Consider the following 22029-nt stretch of genomic DNA (forward strand, 5'->3'; position numbering starts at 1 on the left):
TATTCGGTCATCGAGAGGTGCTATTTCTATATGAGTGGTTTGCCTACCGAGAGATATGTAATGAATGATTTGAGTCTTGAAGAATTTTTTCCGAAAACTCAATTAAATAGTCATTAATAATTTCTTTCTCCGGTTTTATGGTGAATGAAGAGATATAAATAATTTTATTGTAGTAATCAGTGATATATTTTAAACTATCTATGGGGACACTTTGGCCTAAATAAATACTATGTAGACCTCTCAATGTAAGTTCGTAATTTATGAAAAGCAGACCCAATTCATGGATTTCATTATCAGGAAGAAATAAAACATAAATGTCACCAGTATGTTTATCTTGTGAAGCATTCGAAATGTTATCGGTATGTACTAGAATTTTCTGCTTTATAAGTTCAAAAATAAAGTGTTCATGGGCAGGAGTAATGGTGTCTGTCTGCCATAAAATCCCTATATCTTCTAACAAAGGCACAAAGACGGTATAAAATATCTCACTAATGCTTTTACTCTGTACTAAATTATTAAAAGTACTTAAGAATAATCCTTTATCGAAATTAAGCATGGCCACTTTAAACAAATTAATGGCATGATTACTAGAATCTTTGTTCAAAGCTATTTCCTTGACTAAAGTTGGAATTTCTTGGCTTTCAAGACTGGCGATCTTGGAGACTTTATATCCGTTTTTATTTAAAAAGGAAATGTTTAAAAGTTTTTGAAGACTAGAAAGACTATAATATCTAATATTGGTGTCTGTCCTATTGGGCTCAAAGAGATTGTATCTTTTTTCCCATATCCTAATAGTATGCGCCTTGATACCCGATAGGTTTTCAAGATCTCTAATGCTAAATTTCGTTTTAATATTGTTCATTATTCTGCTAAAATAGTTAAACAAATATTAATAACTGAAATTTTAACAAAGTATTAAAATTGAAGAAGCTAATATAATTAATAAAAGTGCGCACGAGAAGACTCGAACTTCCACGACCTAAAGCGGTCACTGGCCCCTCAAGCCAGCGCGTCTACCAATTTCGCCACGTGCGCATTTAAAGTAAAGATAAAAAAAAAAGTTAAGCATTCATAGCTTAACTTTTTTTTAGTGACCGGGCTGGGGCTCGAACCCAGGACCCTCTCCTTAAAAGGGAGATGCTCTACCAACTGAGCTACCAGGTCATGTCTTATTGCGGGTGCAAATATAATTCCTTTTATTAATAATACAAGCATGTTTTTGAAAAAATTTTTGTTTTTTTGTCTTGCTTTCACGTAGGCGTTTAATAATCAAACATTAACAGTAATGAAAAATTTAATTTTATTAGGATACATGGCTTCCGGGAAGTCTTTTATTGGTAAAAAATTAGCAAAAAGAATATCTTATAATTTTATTGATTTGGACGCTTATGTTGAAAAAAAGGAGCAAAAGACTGTAAAGCAGTTGTTTGACGAAAAAGGTGAGTTGTATTTTAGAAAAGCAGAAAAAAAATACTTAGCCACGCTTTTAAGTCGCGATGAAAAGGTAGTGATCGCTTTAGGGGGAGGAACACCTTGTTACTATGACACCATGGACGAATTAGTTAATAACCGCGCAGTAGAAACCTTGTATTTAAAAGTATCTATAAAAGAAATAATAAAAAGAGTAACTAAGGAGACGGCTAAGCGCCCCTTAATTGCACATTTAGTCACAGAGGAAGCCCTAGTAGAGTTTGTAAGTAAACACCTCTTTGAGCGCTCTTATTTTTATAATAAAGCGCATTATGTCATCGATGCTAACCAGCCAGCAGATATCATTTTAGAAGACATTGTTGCCAAGTTATTTTAAAAAAGCTTCAAAGGTATGTCCTTCTAACACCACATCGACGTGCTCGTGCAAGGAGGTCGACAATGAAATGCCCTTAAAATCGGCTTTTACGGGATATTTCTTATGGTTTCTATTCACTAAAACGGCTGTTTTAAACTGTTTCAGGGGCACATCTAAAAAGTGTTTCACACCATACACTAAGGTGGTTCCAGAATTTAATACATCATCAATTAAAACAATAGACTTATTGGTGTATTCTTCAACGGTTAAAGAGGTTGTAATTGGTGCTCTCGGGTTTTTCTTATTTATAGAAACCTTACAAAGAATGGGTTTAATAGGTGAGATTTTGGTCAGAATAGTTTTTAGTTTTTTAGCTAATAAGTATCCATTACTATCAATTCCAGCTAAAATCACTTCATTTTCATCACTATTACTTTCATAAATCTGATACGCAATACGCTTAATTTTATGTTTTATTTCGTCGTGCGTAAGAATGCTGTTTTTTGGTGGAGTCATAAGTTATATTTCATTTTCTAAATAGATATCATCTATATCCCTTCGGTCTTTTTTCGTTGGTCTTCCTGTACCCTTTTTTCGGTAATAATCTTTAGAATATTTTAATAATTCCTGCGCTTCAAACGCAGATTTTGGGGTGGTATCCACCCGATAGATGTCGACTAACTTGGCACCAATTCTATTGGGAGGGATATCTAAAATGGTTAAGCTGTAATTTACTTGATCTTTACGCACACTAATTTTATCTGTTGCATAGACTTCTCTGCTCGGTTTAACGACTTGATCATTAACTTTAATGTGTCCTTTTTTACAAGCAGTAGTTGCTATATTTCTAGTTTTAAAATATCGGGTACACCATAAGTACTTGTCTATTCGCATATAATTGTAAAATCTACGTTAATGATATTGTGCAATATTAGATTATAAGTTATCTTGCACCCAAAAATAAGCAAAAATGAATTTAAGAAAGTTAATCCTTCCAATTTTATCACTATGCCTTGTAGTTTTATCTTGTAAAAAAGATGATGATGCTCCTATTGAAGCTCCTGCATTGCGTGATAGACAAGAAGTATATGATGAGAATCTTGTAGAAATAGAAACTTATTTAGAAACTCATTTTTATAACTATGAGGCCTTTGATTTTGCAGATCCTTATTCTCAAGCGAATGACACCTTCAGTATCGTTTTCGATACCATTTCGGGAGTTAACAGTGATAAAACACCATTGATGGATCAAGTAGATTTCAAAACGGTTACGGAGGATGACGTAGACTATAAATTATATTTTTTAAAGGTGAGACAAGGATTGGGGAAACCTGTAAACGCCTTAGATAGAGCAGCCGTGTTATACAATGGGACTATTCCTGAAGGCGCATCTTTTGATAGTGCGGTTACCATTGGAGCCGGACAGCCGTTAAATTTGACTACAGTAGGGTCTACTTTTGGGGTAGTTTCAGGATTTAGAGAAGGTATTGTTGAGTTTAACGCTTCTACCGGTTTTACCGAAAATGGAAATAATGAAATTACTTACGACGATCACGGCATTGGTGCTGTCTTTATACCTTCAGGATTGGGTTATTTTGCTGTACCACCATCTACTGTTATACCTCAATATTCACCATTAATTTTTACATTAAGAGTGGTCTCTAGGAGTAACACAGATTGGGACGAAGACGGAATACCTTCTCATATGGAGCATCCAGATGGTGACTATTCCGGATCTGATGACGATACTGATGGGGATTCTTTTGTTAATTTTGTTGACAGTGATGATGATGGGGACGGTGTATTAACTGAGGATGAGGTGAAACAAAAAGAGTATGAAGATGATGGTGCTAATGCGTTCATGACTAAAGCAGAGGCTGTAGCCTATTACGATGCTAATATTGCTAATAACGGAGAAAATGAATTATTTATAAGAACGGAATTAAAATTAGATGGAACGTATACCCTACACACAACTGTGATACCACAAACGCTGGTTGATGGAGTATTGGTTTCTAACTATTTAAATTCTAATATCACTACTGTTTTAGAATAATTGATTTAAAATTATAGTTTTAAAAGCCCAACTTAATCTAAGTTGGGCTTTTTATTTGCACTATAGTTTTACAGAAAAACTTAATATTAATTGTTCTGGTCGGATATCTAGTCTTCCTATAGCTATAGAATTGTTAGTGGTTACAATCTTAGCTTCGTTCTCATTAAAACTACGCTCATATCTTAAGTCAATGCCTATGTTATTTAAATTAAATCCAATCCCAAAATTAAGACCAATAGTAAAATCGTTTTCTATCGACTCAAGATTAGCTCCTACTAATTCTGAATCTAAAATGTACTGAAACGCTGGGCCAGCAAAAACACTAAAAGGCCCCAAAACCTTAAGACCTAATAATATAGGGGCATCAATACGCTGTAAGTTTAACTCACCCCGACTATAGTCACTTTTAGTTTTGGTGTATATTAATTCCGGCTTCAAATACAGTATGTTTCCAATTTTACCAAATAGACCAAAGTGATATCCTACAGCCCGCATAGGGTCTTCGCTAGTATTAGAAATGGAATTAAAATAATCGCCATTACCATTATAGTTTATACCTCCTTTAATACCTAGGCCACTACCATCCTGTGCCATAGTTAATGAGACTATAGAAATTATAAATAGTAATGAAAAACAGAAGTGTTTACTCACGTCACTTTTATAATCTAAGCCGCGATGAAAATGTAGTAAAATGCTCATAATTATTCGATTTAATGGTTTTGTACTATCAAACGAAAATAATGGGCATATATTTTTTAACTCTTGATTCAAAATATGTTATAAGCAAAAAAAGGATGGAAAGCATTTAGCTTTTCATCCTTTTAACTACATTTATAAACGTACTATTTCCGTTTAATAACCCTTTCACAGGCTTTAACGATAGAGGCGCTATTTAAGCCGTACTTCTCCATTAGCTGTGCTGGAGTTCCGGATTCGCCAAAAGTGTCATTAGTAGCAACAAATTCCTGAGGAGTTGGTTGATGCTGCGACAAAACGCGGGCAACACTTTCCCCAAGACCACCTAAATGGTTGTGTTCTTCAGCAGTAACAATACATTTGGTTTTGCTTACCGAATCTATAATGGCTTTGGCATCTAAAGGTTTTATGGTATGAATATTTATTACTTCAGCAGTTATCCCTTTTTCATACAAGGCTTTTGAAGCTTCTAAAGCTTCCCGGACTAAGTGTCCCGTTGCCACAATCGTAACATCGCTGCCTTCAGTAAAATGAATGGCTTTCCCGATTTCAAATTTTTGGTTGTCAGGAGTGAAAATTGGAACCGAAGGGCGTCCAAAGCGTAAATACACCGGACCAACATGTTCTGCAATGGCTATAGTTGCTGCTTTCGTTTGATTATAATCACAAGGGTTTATAACGGTCATGCCAGGTAGCATTTTCATCAATCCAATGTCTTCAAGTATTTGGTGGGTTGCACCATCTTCTCCTAATGTTAAACCGGCGTGTGACGCGCAAATTTTTACATTCTTGTCTGAATAAGCAATACTTTGTCGTATTTGATCATAAACACGACCCGTAGAGAAGTTCGCAAAAGTACCCGTAAACGGAATCTTGCCTCCAATAGTTAAACCTGCTGCTATTCCCATCATGTTGGCTTCAGCAATTCCAATTTGAAAAAAGCGTTCGGATTTTCTTTAATAAACTGATCCATTTTTAAAGAACCAATTAAATCGGCACAAAGGGCAACCACGTTGGGGTTCGTTCTTCCCAATGCTGTCAAACCATCTCCAAAGCCTGAACGGGTATCTTTTTTTTCTGTATATGTGTATGTTTTCATCTCTTGTTTTAATTGAAGGGTTAATAGTCTCCTAAAGTTTCAGGATTTTGCGCCAAGCCTATTGCTAATTGTTCATCATTAGGAGCCTTACCATGCCAGGCGTGCGTATGCATCATAAAATCGACGCCATTACCCATAACTGTATTTAATAATACACAAACGGGTTTTCCTTTACCGGTTTCAGCTTTGGCCTTAGCCATACCTTTTAAAATAGCCTCTATATTATTCCCTTCTTCAATATCGATAACAGTCCAGCCAAAAGCTTCAAATTTTAGTTTAATATCTCCCATTGGTAAAACAGTATCTGTAGAACCATCAATTTGCTGTCCGTTTAAATCTATAGTTGAGATGATATTATCAACTTTTTTTCCAGCGGCATACATGATAGCTTCCCAATTTTGACCTTCTTGTAATTCACCATCACCATGTAAACTGTAAATTAAATGCTTACAACCATTTAGTTTTTTAGCTTGAGCTGCACCAAGAGCAACACTCATGCCTTGACCTAAAGAGCCGGAGGCTATACGAATACCTGGTAAACCTTCGTGCGTCGTTGGATGCCCTTGTAATCCGGAATTTATTAAACGAAACGTATTTAATTCTTCTACAGGGAAATAACCAACTCTAGCCAAAACACTATAATATACAGGTGAGATATGACCGTTTGAAAGAAAAAATAGATCTTCTCCAATACCATCCATATCAAAGCCCTCTTTTCTATCCATAATCTCATTGTACAGGGTTACAAAGAATTCTGCACAGCCTAAAGAACCACCAGGATGCCCCGAATTTACTTTGTGTACCATTCGTAAAATATCTCTACGAACTTGTGTTGTAATATTTTCTAGTTGTTGTGTGTTTGCCATTGTATTTAGCTTGATTTATATCGCATCAAAAGTAACTTTTTGAGGTGCATCTGCAAAACGCATAGGGCTTCACTTATTAACGAATTACCATGATTTACTAACAATATTTAGAATCCTTTCAATTTTATTAAATGTTTAAGAACCATTGTGATTTTGTTATTTATCTTTACGCACTGAATTTATAAGTAAGAATGACATTCGACATAAAAGCTAAAGACACCCAAAGTAACGCTAGAGCAGGAGTATTAACTACAGATCATGGTGTTATTGAAACACCAATTTTCATGCCTGTTGGAACCGTTGGAACGGTAAAAGGGGTACACCAACGAGAGTTAAAAGAAGAAATAAACCCGAGATATTATATTAGGAAACACCTACCACCTCTACTTAAGACCACAAATAGATGTATTGGAAAAAGCGGGTGGATTACATAAGTTCATGAATTGGGATCGTAATATTTTAACCGATTCTGGAGGCTACCAAGTTTATTCTTTGTCTTCAAGACGAAAAATTAAAGAAGAAGGGGTGAAATTCAAATCGCACATTGATGGGAGTTATCACGTGTTTACACCGGAAAATGTCATGGAAATTCAGCGCAGTATTGGCGCAGATATCATTATGGCTTTCGACGAATGTACACCATACCCCTGCGATTACAACTATGCGAGACGTTCTATGCATATGACGCACCGTTGGTTAGAGCGATGTTTGACCCATCTAGACAAGACACCGTTTATGTACGATTATGAACAAACATTTTTTCCTATTGTTCAAGGTAGCACATATAAAGATTTACGTAAACAATCTGCGGAGTATATTGCCAATGCAGGAGCACAGGGTAATGCCATAGGAGGACTTTCCGTTGGAGAACCCGCTGAAGAAATGTATGCCATGACAGAAGTGGTTACAGATATTTTACCAGGAAGATAAGCCGCGATATTTAATGGGCGTTGGAACACCCATAAATATTTTAGAAAACATTGCATTAGGTGTCGATATGTTCGATTGTGTTATGCCTACACGTAATGCACGTAATGGCATGTTATTTACTGCATACGGTAGCATAAATATTAAAAACCTGAAATGGCGTGACGATTTTTCGCCTATAGACGAGATGGCTATGACTTGGGTGGATACAGAATATTCAAAAGCGTATTTGCGTCACCTGTTTTCTGTCAATGAACTACTCGGCAAACAAATTGCAACCATACATAATTTAGGGTTTTATTTATGGTTGGTTCGTGAAGCTAGAAAGCACATTATAGCAGGAGATTTTAGAACGTGGAAAGATAAAATGGTTAAACAAATGGATAACAGATTATAACTAGTGAAAATTCTCGATTGGTATATATTAAAGCGCTATCTCCTCACTTTTTTGATGATGATTTTACTGTTTATTCCTATTGGGATAACAGTACATCTCGCTGAAAAAATTGGAAAAATTCTAGAGAAAGAAGTTCCGTTTAATGAAGTGATGCTCTATCTTTTAGATTTTACGATCTATTTTGCGCACTTATTATTTCCTCTATTTTTGTTTCTATCGGTCATATGGTTTACTTCTAAATTAGCTAACAATACAGAGATTGTTGCTTTTTTAAGTTCAGGAGTATCCTTTTCAAGATTTTTAAGACCCTATATTATAGGAGCTGTAATTGTTGGTATCGTTTCTATTGTTTTAGGCTTATACTTAGCACCAAAGGCGAGTGAAGGTTTTAATGATTTTCAGTATAAATATTTAAAGGGAAGGAAGAATACCGGTAATCAAAAGTTGCTTAAACAAATTAATGATAACGATATTATTTATGTAAGTAGCTTTGATGTTAAACGAAGCCAAGGGTTTAACTTTACTTTAGAGCACTTTGAAGACGATAAAATGTCTTATAAAATAAGTGCTAGTAGTATAAGCTATATTGAAGAAGATTCTGTGTATAGCCTACGTAATTATGAAAAAAGATACATTACAGATACTCATGATGTTATCATTAACGAGCGTAAGAAAGATACACTATTTGCATTCGACTTGGAAGATTTAGTGCCTGATGAATATATTGCAGAGACCTTACCTTATTTGGAATTAAGAAACTTTATAAAGAAAGAAGAAAAAAGGGGGTCTTCTAATATAGGGCGCTACAAATTAGAATTGTATCGTAAATGGAGTTTGCCTGTTTCCGTGTTCATTTTGACCATTATCGCGGTTGCTGTTTCTTCCATTAAAAGACGTGGTGGGATGGGGGTAAATCTTGCTTTTGGGATATGTACGGCCATGATTTTCGTGTTTTTTGATAAGATTTTTGGTACGTTGGCATCACAGTCTGATTTTTCACCTTTAATCGCTGTTTGGTTTCCTAATTTTATATTTGGTATTTTAGCTATCATTCTTTTATATCATGCTAAACGATAAACTTAAAAACTATTTTCACTTACATATTTTAGTTTTTATTGCGGGTTTCACCGCTATATTGGGGAAGCTTATTAGTATCGATGCCGTAGCCCTGGTCTCGGTACCGAATGCTAATCGCTTCATTTTTAATGTTTATCTACATTAAAATAGCCAAGATAAATATTTCAGTTGATCGGAAATCCCTGAGTAGGTTTGCAGCTGCCGGTGTCATAATTGCTTTGCATTGGATCACGTTCTTTGGGTCTATAGATGTGTCTAACGTTTCCATTGCTTTAGCAATGTTTTCCACCGGTGCGTTTTTTGCCTCTTTAATAGAGCCCATTATTTATAAGCGGAAGATCATTTGGTACGAAATTATTTTCGGCGTTATCGTTATTGCTGGGATTTATATTATTCTTCAAAGTGAAATGAAATACATTTACGGCATTCTTTTAGGAATTTCATCTGCGTTTTTTTCTTCACTATTCGCAGTGCTTAATGGAAAATTTCTAGAAAAACATTCAGCAACCAAGATTTCTTTTTACGAATTTTTAAGTGGCGTCATTTTCATTTCACTCTTCATTGCGCTTTTTGGAAATGGTTTTTCTGAAAATTTTTTCAATCTAAGTGGTAGTGACTTTGGTTACCTTTTTATTTTAGCGTCTGTCTGTACCACCTACGCCTTTATTGCTTCTATATATGTGATGCGGCATATAAGCCCGTATACGGTGGTGTTAACGTATAATCTAGAGCCAATCTATGGTATCATATTGGCGCTTATAATTTTTCCGGAATCAGAAAAAATGGCTCCGAATTTTTACTATGGGGCTTTTATAATTTTAGGCACAGTCCTTTTAAATGGGGTTTTAAAAAACCGAAAAGCGTTCAAACTAAAACGTTTAAAAAAGACAACACCATAGAATTTTGGATTTAGTGTTAAATGGCAAAATCAAAACCAAAAAAAAGTGTAATTTTGTACGCTAACTAAATATTATAAAAACATTCCCTATGGAATATTTAGAATTTGAATTACCTATTAAAGAACTGGAAGATCAGCTAGACAAGTGTCAGGTTATTGGAGAAGAAAGTGATGTCGATGTCACTGAAACTTGTAAGCAAATCGAAAAAAAATTAATTGCTACTAAAAAGGAAATTTATAAAAATTTGACGCCGTGGCAACGGGTACAATTGTCACGTCACCCCAATAGACCTTACACTTTAGATTACATCAAATCCATATGTGGAGATTCGTTTTTAGAGTTACATGGTGATCGCAATTTTAAAGATGACAAAGCTATGATTGGCGGTTTGGGGAAAATTGGTGATCAAAGTTTTATGATTATTGGCCAGCAAAAAGGGTACAATACCAAAACCGGACAATATAGAAATTTTGGGATGGCCAATCCTGAAGGCTATCGCAAAGCGTTACGTTTAATGAAGTCAGCAGAAAAATTTGGAATTCCTGTGATTACCTTATTAGATACTCCAGGAGCGTATCCTGGTTTGGAAGCAGAAGAACGCGGACAAGGGGAAGCCATCGCTAGAAATATTTTAGAGATGACGCGCTTAAAAGTACCTATAATAACCGTGGTCATTGGAGAGGGTGCCTCAGGAGGTGCTTTGGGTATTGGAGTAGGAGATAAAGTGCTAATGCTTGAAAACACTTGGTATTCGGTAATTTCACCTGAATCATGCTCGTCTATTTTATGGCGCAGTTGGGAGTTTAAAGAACAAGCTGCAGAAGCTTTAAAACTAACAGCCAGCGATATGAAAAGAATGAAATTAGTAGATGAAATTGTAAAAGAACCATTAGGTGGCGCACATACCGATCGTGAAAAAACATTTTCAATAGTTCGAGAAGCGATATTGAAATCTTTTGATGAGTTTAAAAACTTATCACCAAAAGAATTAGTCGATATGCGAATGGATAAATATTCTCAAATGGGAGTTTTTAAAGGTTAGCAGCGATTAAGAAGCATGTCCTTAAAACTGAAAGTATCGCTTTCAGTTTTTTTTATGCTTATTAACAATAAAATGAAGTTATTAACAGTTAAATTGTTGATGAAGTGTTAAGATTGAGTATCTTTATTCAGCGCTTTTTTTCCACAAATTTTTTACTTTCGTCATAGATGAAACAACCCAACCAAATACAAGGCTATAAAGTCGATAAAAGTACTATCATCAACCTTGAAAGAGGTAAGATACCACCACAAGCTATTGATTTAGAAGAAGTTGTGCTTGGCGCGATGATGATTGATAAAAAAGGAGTTGATGAAGTAATCGATATTTTAAGCCCAGATGCTTTCTATAAAGAATCACACCAACACATCTTTGAAGCTATCTTTATGTTGTTTCAAGAGAGCCAACCTATTGACTTATTAACTGTTTCCACACAATTAAAAACCAATGCGAAGCTAGATTTAGCAGGCGGTGATTTTTATCTTATTTCTTTAACACAAAAAGTCTCTTCTTCTGCACATATTGAGTTTCATGCGCGTATTATACTTCAAAAATTCATTCAGCGTAGTTTAATCAAAATATCTAGTGAAATTATTGAAGATTCTTATGATGAAACTCAAGATGTTTTCGATTTATTAGACAGAGCAGAATCTAAATTATACGAAGTTACACAAGGGAATATTAAAAAATCCAGTGAAACGGCCCAGGATTTAGTCATCCAGGCCAAAAAGAAGATAGAAGAAATTTCTAAGAAAGAAGGCATGAGTGGGATTCCTTCGGTTTTGATAAACTTGACAAATTAACCTGCGGGTGGCAGGAAAGTGATTTAATAATTGTTGCTGCACGTCCTGGTATGGGTAAAACGGCTTTAACCTTATCAATGGCTCGAAATATTGCAGTGAATCACAACATTCCTGTAGCTTTTTTCTCTTTGGAGATGGCGTCTGTTCAATTGATTACCCGTCTTATTTCAAGTGAAACCGGATTGTCTTCTGAAAAATTGAGAACAGGTAAATTAGAAAAACACGAATGGGAACAGCTTAATGTAAAAGTAAAAGCTTTAGAGAAAGCCCCATTGTTTATCGATGATACCCCTTCGCTTTCTATTTTCGACTTACGGGCAAAAGCAAGACGTTTGGCTTCACAACACGGCATTAAAATGATCATTATTGATTATTTACAGTTAATGACTGCCGCAGGTTCGGAGGAAATCGTGAACAGGAAATTTCCACTATTTCTCGTAACTTAAAAGCATTAGCCAAAGAATTATCGGTACCCGTGATAGCGCTTTCTCAATTATCGCGTGCTGTAGAAACGCGTGGAGGAAGTAAAAGACCATTACTTTCAGATTTACGTGAATCCGGAGCCATTGAGCAAGATGCCGATATTGTTTCCTTTATCTACCGTCCTGAATATTATAAAATTGACGAGTGGGATGATGATGAACACTCACCTACAGCGGGACAAGCAGAATTTATTGTTGCAAAACATAGAAATGGAGGTCTCGGAAAACATTCGTTTAAAATTTATTGGAAACTTAGGTAAATTTGACAATCTAGATGATTTTGATACGCCGTTTGGTCAAGAATTTCATTCTAAAATGAATGCTTCTGCCAATGACGACACCTTAAAATCAGACGGTTTTACAGCGTCTCCACAAGATGCCTTTGATGCACGAGAAGATGATGACGTGCCGTTTTAATCAATCTCTTGTTAAACTTCTTCATAGAAACGCAACGATAGTTTACTTTTGTACCCTATAAATTATGCTCTAATGGATAAAATCCGTACTACGAATTATTTATTGCTAATTATTGTCATTCCGATAGTCTTTTATTTGCTTAAAATACTGTCTTTTATCTTTATTCCATTGGTATTTTCAATGTTTATTGCATTGTTGTTTTTACCTTTGATGCGATTTTTGAAAAGAAGAGGCGTCCATAAAATCATTAGTATTTTTATCGTTATTTTAATTATCTTTTTAGGTATTAAATTAGGGATAGAGTTAGTGAAACTCTCGAGTAAACAAATCATGGAAAATGATTCCGAACTTTTTTTACAAGCGGAGTCAAAGATTAATGACTTGGTTTATGAAGTCGAATCTATATTTGGTATTAAAAATGCAAATCCGGAAAACACAAAATTATCACGCTTTTTAAATAAGGAGGCCCTATTTAAAAATTTTGGAAGCACGTTAAGTTTTATAAGTAAAACATTGACGGCTGTTTTAATGACTGTTTTTTTTGTTGTGCTTTGGCTCGCCGAATCTATTAATATCGAAAACGTTCTTAATAAAACCATATTAAAGAAACGTCACCAGTCAATTCGAACTTTTATTAAAATTGAAAATGACTTGATTACTTTTATTAAGGTTAAATTTTTGGTTAGTTTTCTAACAGGTGTATTTACTGGATTAGCCTGTTATTTATTCGATGTAAGCTTTCCTGTATTTTGGGGATTATTTGCCTTTTTAATTAACTTCGTTCAAATGGTAGGTTCTTTTGTAACCGTTATTTTGTTATCTATTTTCGCTTTTGTAGAATTGGAGACGTCAAGCACTTTACTGTTTTTTATTATTGCCATAACTGGAACTCAAATTTTATACGGCAGTATTCTGGAACCTATTTTTATGGGAAAATCATTTTCTATTAATGTCATAACCGTTTTAGTGATGCTTATGTTTTGGGGTTTTATTTGGGGGGTGTCTGGTTTAGTCATGGCTATCCCAATTACCGTCTTTCTAAAAATTATTTTCGAACAATTTGATAGTACTCGCGGCATTGCAAAGGTCATTTCTGCCTAATATTATTGCTTAAGGAATTAAAAAAGGAACAATTTTTGATTATCTTTCAATCTAGTTTCTAAATCGTATCCTTTTGAAAAAGTGTCTTATCACCGTTATATTATTTTTGTGTTTTGCACAAGCTTTTGCATCGTATATTATTATTCCGATGGATGCTGAAGCACAAAAAAATCACTTAAAAGCTTACGGAATAACCTATTGGCTTCGGAAAAGGGAACCAAAGTGAAATGGCTGCTTAATTATAAAGGCGGCTCCTTCTTAGTACCGGATACCGAAAGAATACGGCGAGAATGTCAAATTAGAGGCGTTAGTTTTGAGGTGCTCAGTGATAGTAAAACAGAAAGTATTTTAGAAGAGATTAGCAGCCCAAGTAAAAACATGGAGGCCATTGTGCTTGAAAAGGCTCCAAAAATCGCCGTGTATACTCCAAAAGGGAAGCTCCCTTGGGATGACGCGGTTACCATGGTGTTAACTTATGCTGAAATTCCATACGAAACCATTTACGACGAAAATGTTTTAAAAGATGAACTGGTATTATACGACTGGTTACACCTACATCATGAAGATTTTACAGGTCAATATGGTAAGTTTTATGCCCGCTATCGTACTGCGTCGTGGTATATTGAAGAGAAAAAAGAGGCAGAAGCTTTGGCTACCAAACTGGGATTCTCCAAAGTTTCTGAAGAGAAAAGAGCCGTAGCTCTTAAAATTAGAGATTATGTTGTAGGCGGGGGGTTCATGTTCGCCATGTGTAGTGCTACCGATAGTTTTGATATTGCATTATCTGCTGAAAATGTTGATATCTGTGAACCCATGTTTGATGGAGATGCAAGCGATGCTAATTATCAATCACAAATCAACTTTGACAAAACTTTTGCATTTAAAGCCTTTACTTTGGAGCGAAGTCCTTTAGTTTATGAGTTTTCTAGTATAGACATGACACCCAAACGACAAATACCAAAACAAACAGATTATTTCACACTCATGGATTTTTCTGCCAAATGGGATCCAATTCCTACGATGCTGTGTCAAAATCATACAGCACTTGTGAAAGGATTTATGGGCCAAACCACATCCTTTACGAGAGAACAAATTAAAAGTAATGTGCTCGTTTTGGGAGAAAACAGAACCAATGGAGAAGCGAAGTATATTCATGGAATCAAGGGCAAAGGGTTTTTTACCTTTTACGGTGGTCACGATCCGGAAGATTATACACACAAAGTAGGCGACCCTAAAACGGAACTGGATTTACATCCAACGTCTCCGGGGTATAGACTTATTTTGAATAATGTTTTATTTCCTGCTGCTAAAAAGAAAAAACAAAAGACATAAATGTTGTTGTTTACTGGAACTACTAGGAGTAATTTAGAAGTATGAATACATATCATATTACCCTTTAATTAATTAGAACAGGGTATTATTATATTTAAAGCAGTAGGTCTGTCACGTACTAGTACTTCGTTTGATGTAACTAAAAGTTATTTCTTTTTTCTTAACTTAGTGCATAATACATTTTAATGGCATATAGAAAAACAACCCAGATTAAATACCAATACCTAATTATAATTGTCAACGCCATTACATCGCTTCTATATATTTTTAATAAAGAGTAGTCGGTAATTAACTGTTGTAATGAGTAAAAGAGTCCCTCCGGAGACGGTTTCTAAATATCTAATTTAATCCTTAACATTGAAAACAACTACACTCCAATTTATCCGACTTTTACTTTCTACTTGTATTTTTTGGTCACTCGCTTTTTGTGTTTTTATTTTTATACGTTACTATGCCATTGGTGCAGAAGAGGGAATTATCGTTACCGATTATTCGATTTCCGAAATTTTATACTATGGTGTTTTGTTGGGGTTATTTATAGGAACCTTGTTCGCCATCATTGAATTTCTGTTTGATAAATTGTTATCTAAGAATTTATCATTGGGCTTAGTCTTAATAGAGAAATTTGTTATTTACTTTTTAGGGATCATTTTATCGGTAAATTATATTTTCACACTAGCTGAGGCTGCACTAGAACTAAACCTTACCACGGAAGAAGGGTGGTGGAAGAACAGTAAGATTTTACTGGCTCCTTGTGTGTTATTTTATTATTTGTTCTTTAATCTATTCTTTTATTAGAATTGCTAACGAAAAATTTGGGCGAGGGGTCTTCTTCAATTTTTTAATTGGAAAATACCGAAAGCCTACAGAAGAAAAGCGCATTTTTATGTTTGTAGATTTACAAGCCTCCACAACAATAGCCGAAGATTTGGGTCATTATCAATACAGCAGTTTAATACAGGAATGTTTCAATGATTTAAATCGTATCGTGAGGAGGTATGATGCAGATATTTATCAGTATGTTGGCGATGAAGCCGTATTAAGTTGGTCTTTTAAAAAAGGGTTACACAATAATAATTGTGTCGATTTGTATTATCATTTTCAGCACACCATCAAACGAAAATCTAAAATTTACAAGAAGAAGTATGGTTTAGTGCCTAAATTTAAAGCGGGTGTCCATGGTGGTAAACTTATAGTAACTGAAGTTGGTACAGTAAAAAAAGAGATTGCTTACCATGGCGATGTCATTAATACCACCGCTAGAATTCAAGGCGAGTGTAATAAATACAACGAATGGTTCTTAATTTCTGATGAATTGTTGAATCAATTAAGTTTATCCAGTAAATACAAAACGAAAGCCATAGGCGATTTAAGTTTAAAAGGGAAAGAAGAAACGCTCAACATTTCTGCCATAAGCAGAACATGACCGTTAAGATTTAGCGGCAATAAGTTGTTTTAAAATATGTTCCACCCCTAAATCATCATTGCTTTTCGTTGAAAAATTGGCCAACGCTTTAACATTGGGATGCGCATTAGCCATAGCATAACTAAAATCAGCCAATTCCAACATTTCTAGATCGTTATTAAAATCTCCAAATGCCATAGTATGTTTTGGTTGGATATTCCATTTGTTTTGAAGGAAATCTAAAGCATAACCTTTATTGGCTGTGGGTACAGATAAGTCGACCCAATGGGTTCCGGATATTTTTACGGTAATCTCTTGTTTTAAATGTTGCAGTGCAGGGTAAATGTATTTTTCTGAATTAAGAGGGTGATAAAGGGCAATTTTCATAAAATCATCGGCTTCAATTGTGGTTAAATCCGAAACTTTTTTATGAGTTTTATAGTATTCTTTGAAAACAGAATTAAAATGAACATCATTAGAGTCTATATATGCCGCATCTTTTCCGCATAAAATGATTTGTGTATTTGGGATTTTTCTAAGTGTCGGAATCAGTTTCCGAATAGCTTCCATGGGGAATTTAGTAAAAAGTAATTCCTTTTCAGCTTCACGAATGAGCGCACCATTTTCTGAAACTATGGTGATGTCATCTTTTATAGCATGCAATTTACTAATGATGCTGCTGTGCTGTCTGCCACTGGCGGCAACAAATTTTACATCAAGCTTTTTTAAGGTTCTATATAACTCAAAAAAAGACGAGCTTACTTCATTTTTAGAGTTTAATAAAGTGCCATCCATATCGGTTACAACTAATTTTATATCTTTCAAAAGGTGATTAGGTTTAGGGTTTAAAAGTAAAGCATTCTGTTTAAAGAGCGTAGGGCGTACGTTCCGTTTCCCTTTTAACACCTCTCGATGGTCTCTTATTAAAATAAAAGTACTAAGAACAAAAAAATCCGATTCAAGTGAATCGGATTTTAATTATATAAGTGAAATAATATTATTCAATTGGCAAAATGCCCTTATTTTACTTTGTTCACAATAGCTTCAAAAGCTACAGGGCTGTTCATTGCTAAATCAGCTAAAACCTTACGGTTTAATTCGATGTTGTTAGCTTTTAATTTTCCCATAAATTGTGAGTAAGTCATACCATGTAAACGGGCTCCTGCGTTAATACGCGTAATCCATAAGGCACGGAATGTTCTCTTTTTTACTCTACGATCTCTATACGAATATTGCATCGCTTTATCAACCGCATTTTTTGCTACTGTCCAAACGTTTTTACGACGTCCGAAGTAACCTTTGGCTTGTTTAAGCACTTTTTTTCTTCCTGGCTCTTTTGGCAACAGAATTTACTGATCTTGGCATAATTTAATTGTGTTTTGTAGTAGGCGGTCCATTCTTGACACTTTGCTAAATCTGAGTTTGCCTAACTCCAGGGTTTATAAATAATTTGTAACCTATTAAGATAATGTTACTTTAAACGCATCATTATTTTAATATTATTCTCATCTGCAGGGTGTACTAATGTACTATGCGTTAGAGCAAGCTTACGTTTTTTAGACTTCTTTGTTAAGATGTGACTCTTAAACGCGTGCTTTCTTTTAATCTTCCCAGTACCTGTAAGCTTAAAACGCTTTTTAGCACTAGATTTTGTTTTCATTTTAGGCATCTTGTTTCCTAGTTTTTTAATGATTTCACTTATAATATCTCAATCCTTAAAAGGAGTATTATCTATTTTTTTGGAGCGATAAACATCGTCATACGTTTACCTTCTAATCTTGGCATTTGCTCCACCTTACCAAGTTCTTCAAGATCTTGCGCTAAACGCAATAATAATATTTGACCTTGTTCTTTAAACACGATTGAACGTCCTTTAAAGAAAACGAAAGCCTTAAGCTTGGCGCCATCCTTTAAAAACTTCTCGGCATGTTTTCTTTTGAATTCATAATCGTGGTCATCTGTTTGAGGACCAAAACGAATTTCTTTAATTATTACCTTAGTAGCCTTAGACTTTAAAGCCTTATCTCGCTTTTTCTGCTCGTAAAGAAACTTTTTATAGTCCATGACTTTACATACTGGCGGATCGGCTTTTGGTGAGATTTCTACAAGATCTAACTCTTGTTCTTCTGCAAAGCCTAAAGCTTCTTTAATGGTGTAAATACCAACTTCGATGTTTTCTCCAACTAGACGCACTTTTTCTGCCCTAATTTTTGAATTAATTCTGTGTTGGTCTTCTTTAATGACTCTTAAAGGCCCTTTCGATCTTTTTCTACGTATTGCTATGACTTATGTATTTTAGTTAAACGTTAATTTTAAAATTGTTTCAATGTTTTATTTATCTCTGTTTTAACAATTTCTGAAAAGACTTCTACACTAATCGTGCCTAAATCTTCCCCGCCATGTTGTCTTACAGATATCATGTTTTCTTGCTCTTCATTCTCGCCAATGATAATCATATAAGGCGTTTTGTTCATTTCGGCCTCTCTAATTTTCTTGCCAATAGTCTCACTGCGGTTATCTACAAGAGCGCGAATTTCGTGATTTTCTAGCAAATTTAAAACTTTTTCACCGTATTTCTCATATTTCTCACTAAGAGTTAATATAGAAACCTGAATTGGCATGAGCCAAAGCGGGAAATTACCCCCCGTATGCTCTAACAAAATAGCAATAAAACGTTCCATACTTCCAAAAGGAGCGCGGTGAATCATTACTGGTCTGTGCAATTCATTATCACTGCCTTTATAGGTAAGGTCAAAACGTTACGGTAAGTTGTAGTCTACTTGAATCGTTCCAAGTTGCCATTGTCTTCCCAAAGCGTCTTTTACCATAAAGTCTAATTTCGGACCGTAAAAAGCAGCTTCGCCAGTTTCTACAACATAATTTAAACCTTTATCTATGGCGGCATTTAAAATCGCTTGTTCAGCTTTTTCCCAATTTTCATCACTTCCAATATATTTGTCTCGGATTTTCAGGATCTCTTAGTGACACTTGAGCAGTAAAGTTTTCGAACCCTAAGGAGCCAAAGACATATAGAACTAAGTCTATTACATTTTTAAATTCGGCATCCAACTGGTCGCGGAGTACAAAAGATATGCGCATCATCTTGGGTAAAACCACGAACACGGGTTAAACCATGTAATTCACCACTTTGTTCATATCTATAAACCGTTCCAAATTCAGCAAAACGTTTTGGTAAATCTTTGTAAGACCATTGTGTTGCATTATAAATCTCACAGTGGTGCGGGCAATTCATGGGTTTCAATAAAAACTCTTCCCCTTCTTTAGGTGTTTTTATAGACTGAAAGCTGTCTTCACCATATTTCTCATAATGACCGAAGTAACATACAATTCCTTTTGCCCAATATGTGGGGTCATAACCATTTCATAACCAGCTTTTTTCTGTGCGGCCTTTAAAAAATTCTCTAAACGTTCTCGTAACGCGGTGCCTTTTGGTAACCATAGCGGCAAACCAGCACCAACTTTTTGAGAAAATGTAAAAAGTTCTAATTCTTTGCCCAGTTTTCTGTGATCTCGTTTTTTAGCTTCTTCTAAAAGGGCTAAATATTCCGTCAGTTCTTTTTGCTTAGGGAAGGTAATGCCGTAAACGCGTGTTAACTGTGGTTTGTTTTCATCACCCCGCCAGTAAGCACCTGCAACAGAAAGAACTTTAGCAGCTTTTATAATTCCAGTATTTGGAATATGGCCACCACGACACAAATCAGTAAAGGTAGCGTGGTCACAAAAAGTAATGGTGCCATCCTCTAAATTCTCAATGAGTTCCGTTTTAAAAGGGTTGTCTTTATATAATTCTAAAGCCTCAGCTTTAGACGCGCTTCGCATGGTAAAGTTGTGTTTTCCACGAGCGATTTCGAGCATTTTATCTTCAATGGCTTTGAAGTCCCTTTCCGAGATGGTCGTGTCTCCAAAATCAACATCATAGTAAAAACCACGTTCGATGGCAGGACCAATAGTTAATTTAGCATTAGGATACAATTCTTCAATAGCCTGAGCCAAAACATGAGCACTGGAATGCCAAAAGGCGGTCTTGCCTTCGTCTGTATTCCAAGTATACAATATTAAACTACCGTCAGTGGTTAAAGGGGTCGTGGTTTCAACGGTTGTATCATTAAAACGAGCAGAAATAACATTTCTAGCTAAGCCTTCACTAATGCTTTTGGCCACATCCATTGGAGTTGTATTAACCTCAAAAGGCTTGACACTTCCATCGGGTAAAGTAATTTGTATCATATATTATAATAATTAAAGACGCAAAGATAATACCTTACCCATTCACAGACAATACATATATATGAAATCTCAAAATAAGAAAAGGGGCGTTCCCTAACGGGTGTGGTTTTCGCTATCTCTTTTCGCAAAAAAAAGCAAAAGGATGACGCTGCAATTCCGAAGGATTCACGATTTCTTTCTACAGAATAGGGATGATTAATCCCTAATGCGGGCAAAAAGGGGCGTGTTAATAGCAAGAGGTTTTTTATTAGATTGTAATGTGGTCTGTTCTTTTTCAGTTTAGGGATTAAGGTGTTTTTTAAAGCGCGATAAAAAGCGTGTATATATTAAGGACAAGGCGACAAAAAAAACGGGTTGTTTTTGCGGCTGTAAGTACCTAAAAATAAAGGGCTAAGATGAGGGGATTAAAAAAGATTAAAAAAAGGCAAAAAAAGTCATGGTTATATCTAAAAAGGAATCTATATTTGCACCCGCTAAGCGAAACAGGTACACACTTGGGAAGTAAAGCAACGTTCATTAAAAGGCTTATAAAAAAGATTTAAATTTTTACAATAATAAGCATTGAGATAACAAAAAAAGGTTGTAAGTTTGCAATCCGAAAAAACAGCAATGTTTTTTCAAAACGTTCAACAGAAATTTATTGAAATACGGATTAAAAAAAAAGATTAATTTTTTTTTCAAAAAGTATTGCGGGGTTAGAAATAAGTTATATATTTGCACCCGCTAAGCAATAAAGGTCTTAGAGAAACAGAAAAAAGTTCATACACATATTGAATTGACAGCGTAAGAAAGTTATTGGAAACGATAATTTTCAAACAAGAGAATAAGCCATTTTGAGTACTAAAATTAATTTCTTTGGTTGTTAAGCATATTAGTGGAAACACTTAAAAATTTAACGATGAAGAGTTTGATCCTGGCTCAGGATGAACGCTAGCGGCAGGCCTAACACATGCAAGTCGAGGGGTAACGGGGTGCTTGCACCGCCGACGACCGGCGCACGGGTGCGTAACGCGTATAGAATCTACCTTGTACTGAGGGATAGCCTTTGGAAACGAAGATTAACACCTCATAGTATGAAGCCTTGGCATCAAGATTTCATTAAAGATTACGGTACAAGATGACTATGCGTTCTATTAGCTAGATGGTAAGGTAACGGCTTACCATGGCAACGATAGATAGGGGCCCTGAGAGGGGGATCCCCCACACTGGTACTGAGACACGGACCGGACTCCTACGGGAGGCAGCAGTGAGGAATATTGGACAATGGAGGCAACTCTGATCCAGCCATGCCGCGTGCAGGATGACTGCCCTATGGGTTGTAAACTGCTTTTATACAGGAAGAAACACTCGGACGTGTCCGAGCTTGACGGTACTGTAAGAATAAGGATCGGCTAACTCC

General features: G+C 35.4%; 15 protein-coding genes, 2 tRNA genes, 1 rRNA gene and 7 pseudogenes (1 of these 25 only partly in view). 12 read left to right on the top strand and 13 right to left on the bottom strand.

Features of this window, described 5'->3' with window-relative positions; all coding sequences use genetic code 11:
* Positions 1–43: 43 nt before the first annotated feature.
* The 3 genes from N7U66_RS19625 to N7U66_RS19635 form a co-directional block, all read right to left on the bottom strand.
* On the bottom strand, positions 44–862 hold the full coding sequence (locus N7U66_RS19625) for a MerR family transcriptional regulator (protein WP_267676606.1): 819 nt from the start codon (positions 860–862) through the stop codon (positions 44–46).
* Between the two features lie 87 nt (positions 863–949).
* Positions 950–1035: transfer RNA gene (locus N7U66_RS19630), tRNA-Leu, on the bottom strand.
* Between the two features lie 56 nt (positions 1036–1091).
* Positions 1092–1164: transfer RNA gene (locus N7U66_RS19635), tRNA-Lys, on the bottom strand.
* 121 nt (positions 1165–1285) lie between these two features.
* On the opposite strand from N7U66_RS19635, the gene N7U66_RS19640 reads away from it, so the two are divergent.
* Complete coding sequence (locus N7U66_RS19640; RefSeq protein ID WP_267676607.1) at positions 1286–1807, top strand: shikimate kinase; 522 nt, start codon at positions 1286–1288, stop codon at positions 1805–1807.
* On the opposite strand, the gene N7U66_RS19645 is transcribed toward N7U66_RS19640, so the two are convergent.
* Positions 1799–2302: a phosphoribosyltransferase family protein gene (locus N7U66_RS19645; protein WP_267676608.1), complete on the bottom strand. Its 504-nt coding sequence runs from the start codon at positions 2300–2302 to the stop codon at positions 1799–1801. The two genes, N7U66_RS19640 and N7U66_RS19645, sit on opposite strands and share 9 nt — an antisense overlap.
* A gap of 3 nt (positions 2303–2305) precedes the next feature.
* On the bottom strand, positions 2306–2680 hold the full coding sequence (locus N7U66_RS19650; RefSeq protein ID WP_267676609.1) for an RNA-binding S4 domain-containing protein: 375 nt from the start codon (positions 2678–2680) through the stop codon (positions 2306–2308).
* A 76-nt stretch (positions 2681–2756) separates the two neighbouring features.
* On the opposite strand from N7U66_RS19650, the gene N7U66_RS19655 reads away from it, so the two are divergent.
* Complete coding sequence (locus tag N7U66_RS19655) at positions 2757–3842, top strand: FKBP-type peptidyl-prolyl cis-trans isomerase (RefSeq protein WP_267676610.1); 1086 nt, start codon at positions 2757–2759, stop codon at positions 3840–3842.
* A 60-nt stretch (positions 3843–3902) separates the two neighbouring features.
* Here the strand turns inward: N7U66_RS19655 and N7U66_RS19660 are convergent, their stop codons facing one another.
* The 3 genes and pseudogenes from N7U66_RS19660 to N7U66_RS19670 all read right to left on the bottom strand — a co-directional run bounded on the left by N7U66_RS19660 (position 3903) and on the right by N7U66_RS19670 (position 6503).
* On the bottom strand, positions 3903–4541 hold the full coding sequence (locus tag N7U66_RS19660) for an outer membrane beta-barrel protein (RefSeq protein ID WP_267676611.1): 639 nt from the start codon (positions 4539–4541) through the stop codon (positions 3903–3905).
* Positions 4542–4684: 143 nt separating this feature from the next.
* Positions 4685–5637 (bottom strand): annotated as a pseudogene (locus N7U66_RS19665) (transketolase family protein).
* A 20-nt stretch (positions 5638–5657) separates the two neighbouring features.
* Positions 5658–6503 carry a transketolase gene (locus tag N7U66_RS19670; protein WP_267676612.1) on the bottom strand — a complete coding sequence of 282 codons (846 nt, stop codon included), beginning with the start codon at positions 6501–6503 and terminating at the stop codon, positions 5658–5660.
* Between the two features lie 191 nt (positions 6504–6694).
* On the opposite strand from N7U66_RS19670, the pseudogene tgt reads away from it, so the two are divergent.
* From tgt to N7U66_RS19715, 9 genes and pseudogenes are all read left to right on the top strand, one after another.
* A pseudogene (tgt, locus tag N7U66_RS19675) lies at positions 6695–7827 on the top strand (tRNA guanosine(34) transglycosylase Tgt).
* A 3-nt stretch (positions 7828–7830) separates the two neighbouring features.
* Positions 7831–8904: an LptF/LptG family permease gene (locus tag N7U66_RS19680; protein ID WP_267676613.1), complete on the top strand. Its 1074-nt coding sequence runs from the start codon at positions 7831–7833 to the stop codon at positions 8902–8904.
* Positions 8891–9803, top strand: a pseudogene (locus N7U66_RS19685) (DMT family transporter). The gene N7U66_RS19680 and the pseudogene N7U66_RS19685 overlap by 14 nt, the downstream one beginning before the upstream one ends.
* A gap of 88 nt (positions 9804–9891) precedes the next feature.
* Complete coding sequence (locus tag N7U66_RS19690; RefSeq protein WP_267676614.1) at positions 9892–10845, top strand: acetyl-CoA carboxylase carboxyltransferase subunit alpha; 954 nt, start codon at positions 9892–9894, stop codon at positions 10843–10845.
* A 167-nt stretch (positions 10846–11012) separates the two neighbouring features.
* Positions 11013–12544, top strand: a pseudogene (gene dnaB / locus N7U66_RS19695) (replicative DNA helicase).
* A 72-nt stretch (positions 12545–12616) separates the two neighbouring features.
* Entirely contained in the window at positions 12617–13645 is a 1029-nt protein-coding gene (locus N7U66_RS19700; protein WP_267676615.1) for an AI-2E family transporter, read from the top strand.
* 148 nt (positions 13646–13793) lie between these two features.
* Positions 13794–14977: pseudogene (locus N7U66_RS19705) on the top strand (asparagine synthetase B).
* A 357-nt stretch (positions 14978–15334) separates the two neighbouring features.
* A complete protein-coding gene (locus tag N7U66_RS19710) occupies positions 15335–15775 on the top strand; it encodes a hypothetical protein (RefSeq protein WP_267676616.1) in 441 nt (146 codons plus the stop codon).
* Between the two features lie 88 nt (positions 15776–15863).
* Positions 15864–16403 carry an adenylate/guanylate cyclase domain-containing protein gene (locus tag N7U66_RS19715; protein WP_267676617.1) on the top strand — a complete coding sequence of 180 codons (540 nt, stop codon included), beginning with the start codon at positions 15864–15866 and terminating at the stop codon, positions 16401–16403.
* 3 nt (positions 16404–16406) lie between these two features.
* Here the strand turns inward: N7U66_RS19715 and N7U66_RS19720 are convergent, their stop codons facing one another.
* The 5 genes and pseudogenes from N7U66_RS19720 to thrS form a co-directional block, all read right to left on the bottom strand.
* On the bottom strand, positions 16407–17207 hold the full coding sequence (locus tag N7U66_RS19720) for an HAD family hydrolase (RefSeq protein WP_267676618.1): 801 nt from the start codon (positions 17205–17207) through the stop codon (positions 16407–16409).
* Between the two features lie 194 nt (positions 17208–17401).
* A pseudogene (gene rplT, locus N7U66_RS19725) lies at positions 17402–17747 on the bottom strand (50S ribosomal protein L20).
* Positions 17748–17853: 106 nt separating this feature from the next.
* Complete coding sequence (gene rpmI, locus N7U66_RS19730; protein ID WP_267676619.1) at positions 17854–18051, bottom strand: 50S ribosomal protein L35; 198 nt, start codon at positions 18049–18051, stop codon at positions 17854–17856.
* A 62-nt stretch (positions 18052–18113) separates the two neighbouring features.
* Positions 18114–18623 carry a translation initiation factor IF-3 gene (gene infC / locus N7U66_RS19735; protein WP_255350649.1) on the bottom strand — a complete coding sequence of 170 codons (510 nt, stop codon included), beginning with the start codon at positions 18621–18623 and terminating at the stop codon, positions 18114–18116.
* A 71-nt stretch (positions 18624–18694) separates the two neighbouring features.
* Positions 18695–20630, bottom strand: a pseudogene (gene thrS, locus N7U66_RS19740) (threonine--tRNA ligase).
* An 895-nt stretch (positions 20631–21525) separates the two neighbouring features.
* Here thrS and N7U66_RS19745 point away from each other — a divergent pair.
* Positions 21526–22029: ribosomal RNA gene (locus tag N7U66_RS19745) — 16S ribosomal RNA — on the top strand; it runs 1014 nt beyond the window's last position.

Origin of the sequence: Lacinutrix neustonica (assembly GCF_026625145.1) — a bacterium.
GTDB lineage: Bacteria > Bacteroidota > Bacteroidia > Flavobacteriales > Flavobacteriaceae > Lacinutrix > Lacinutrix neustonica.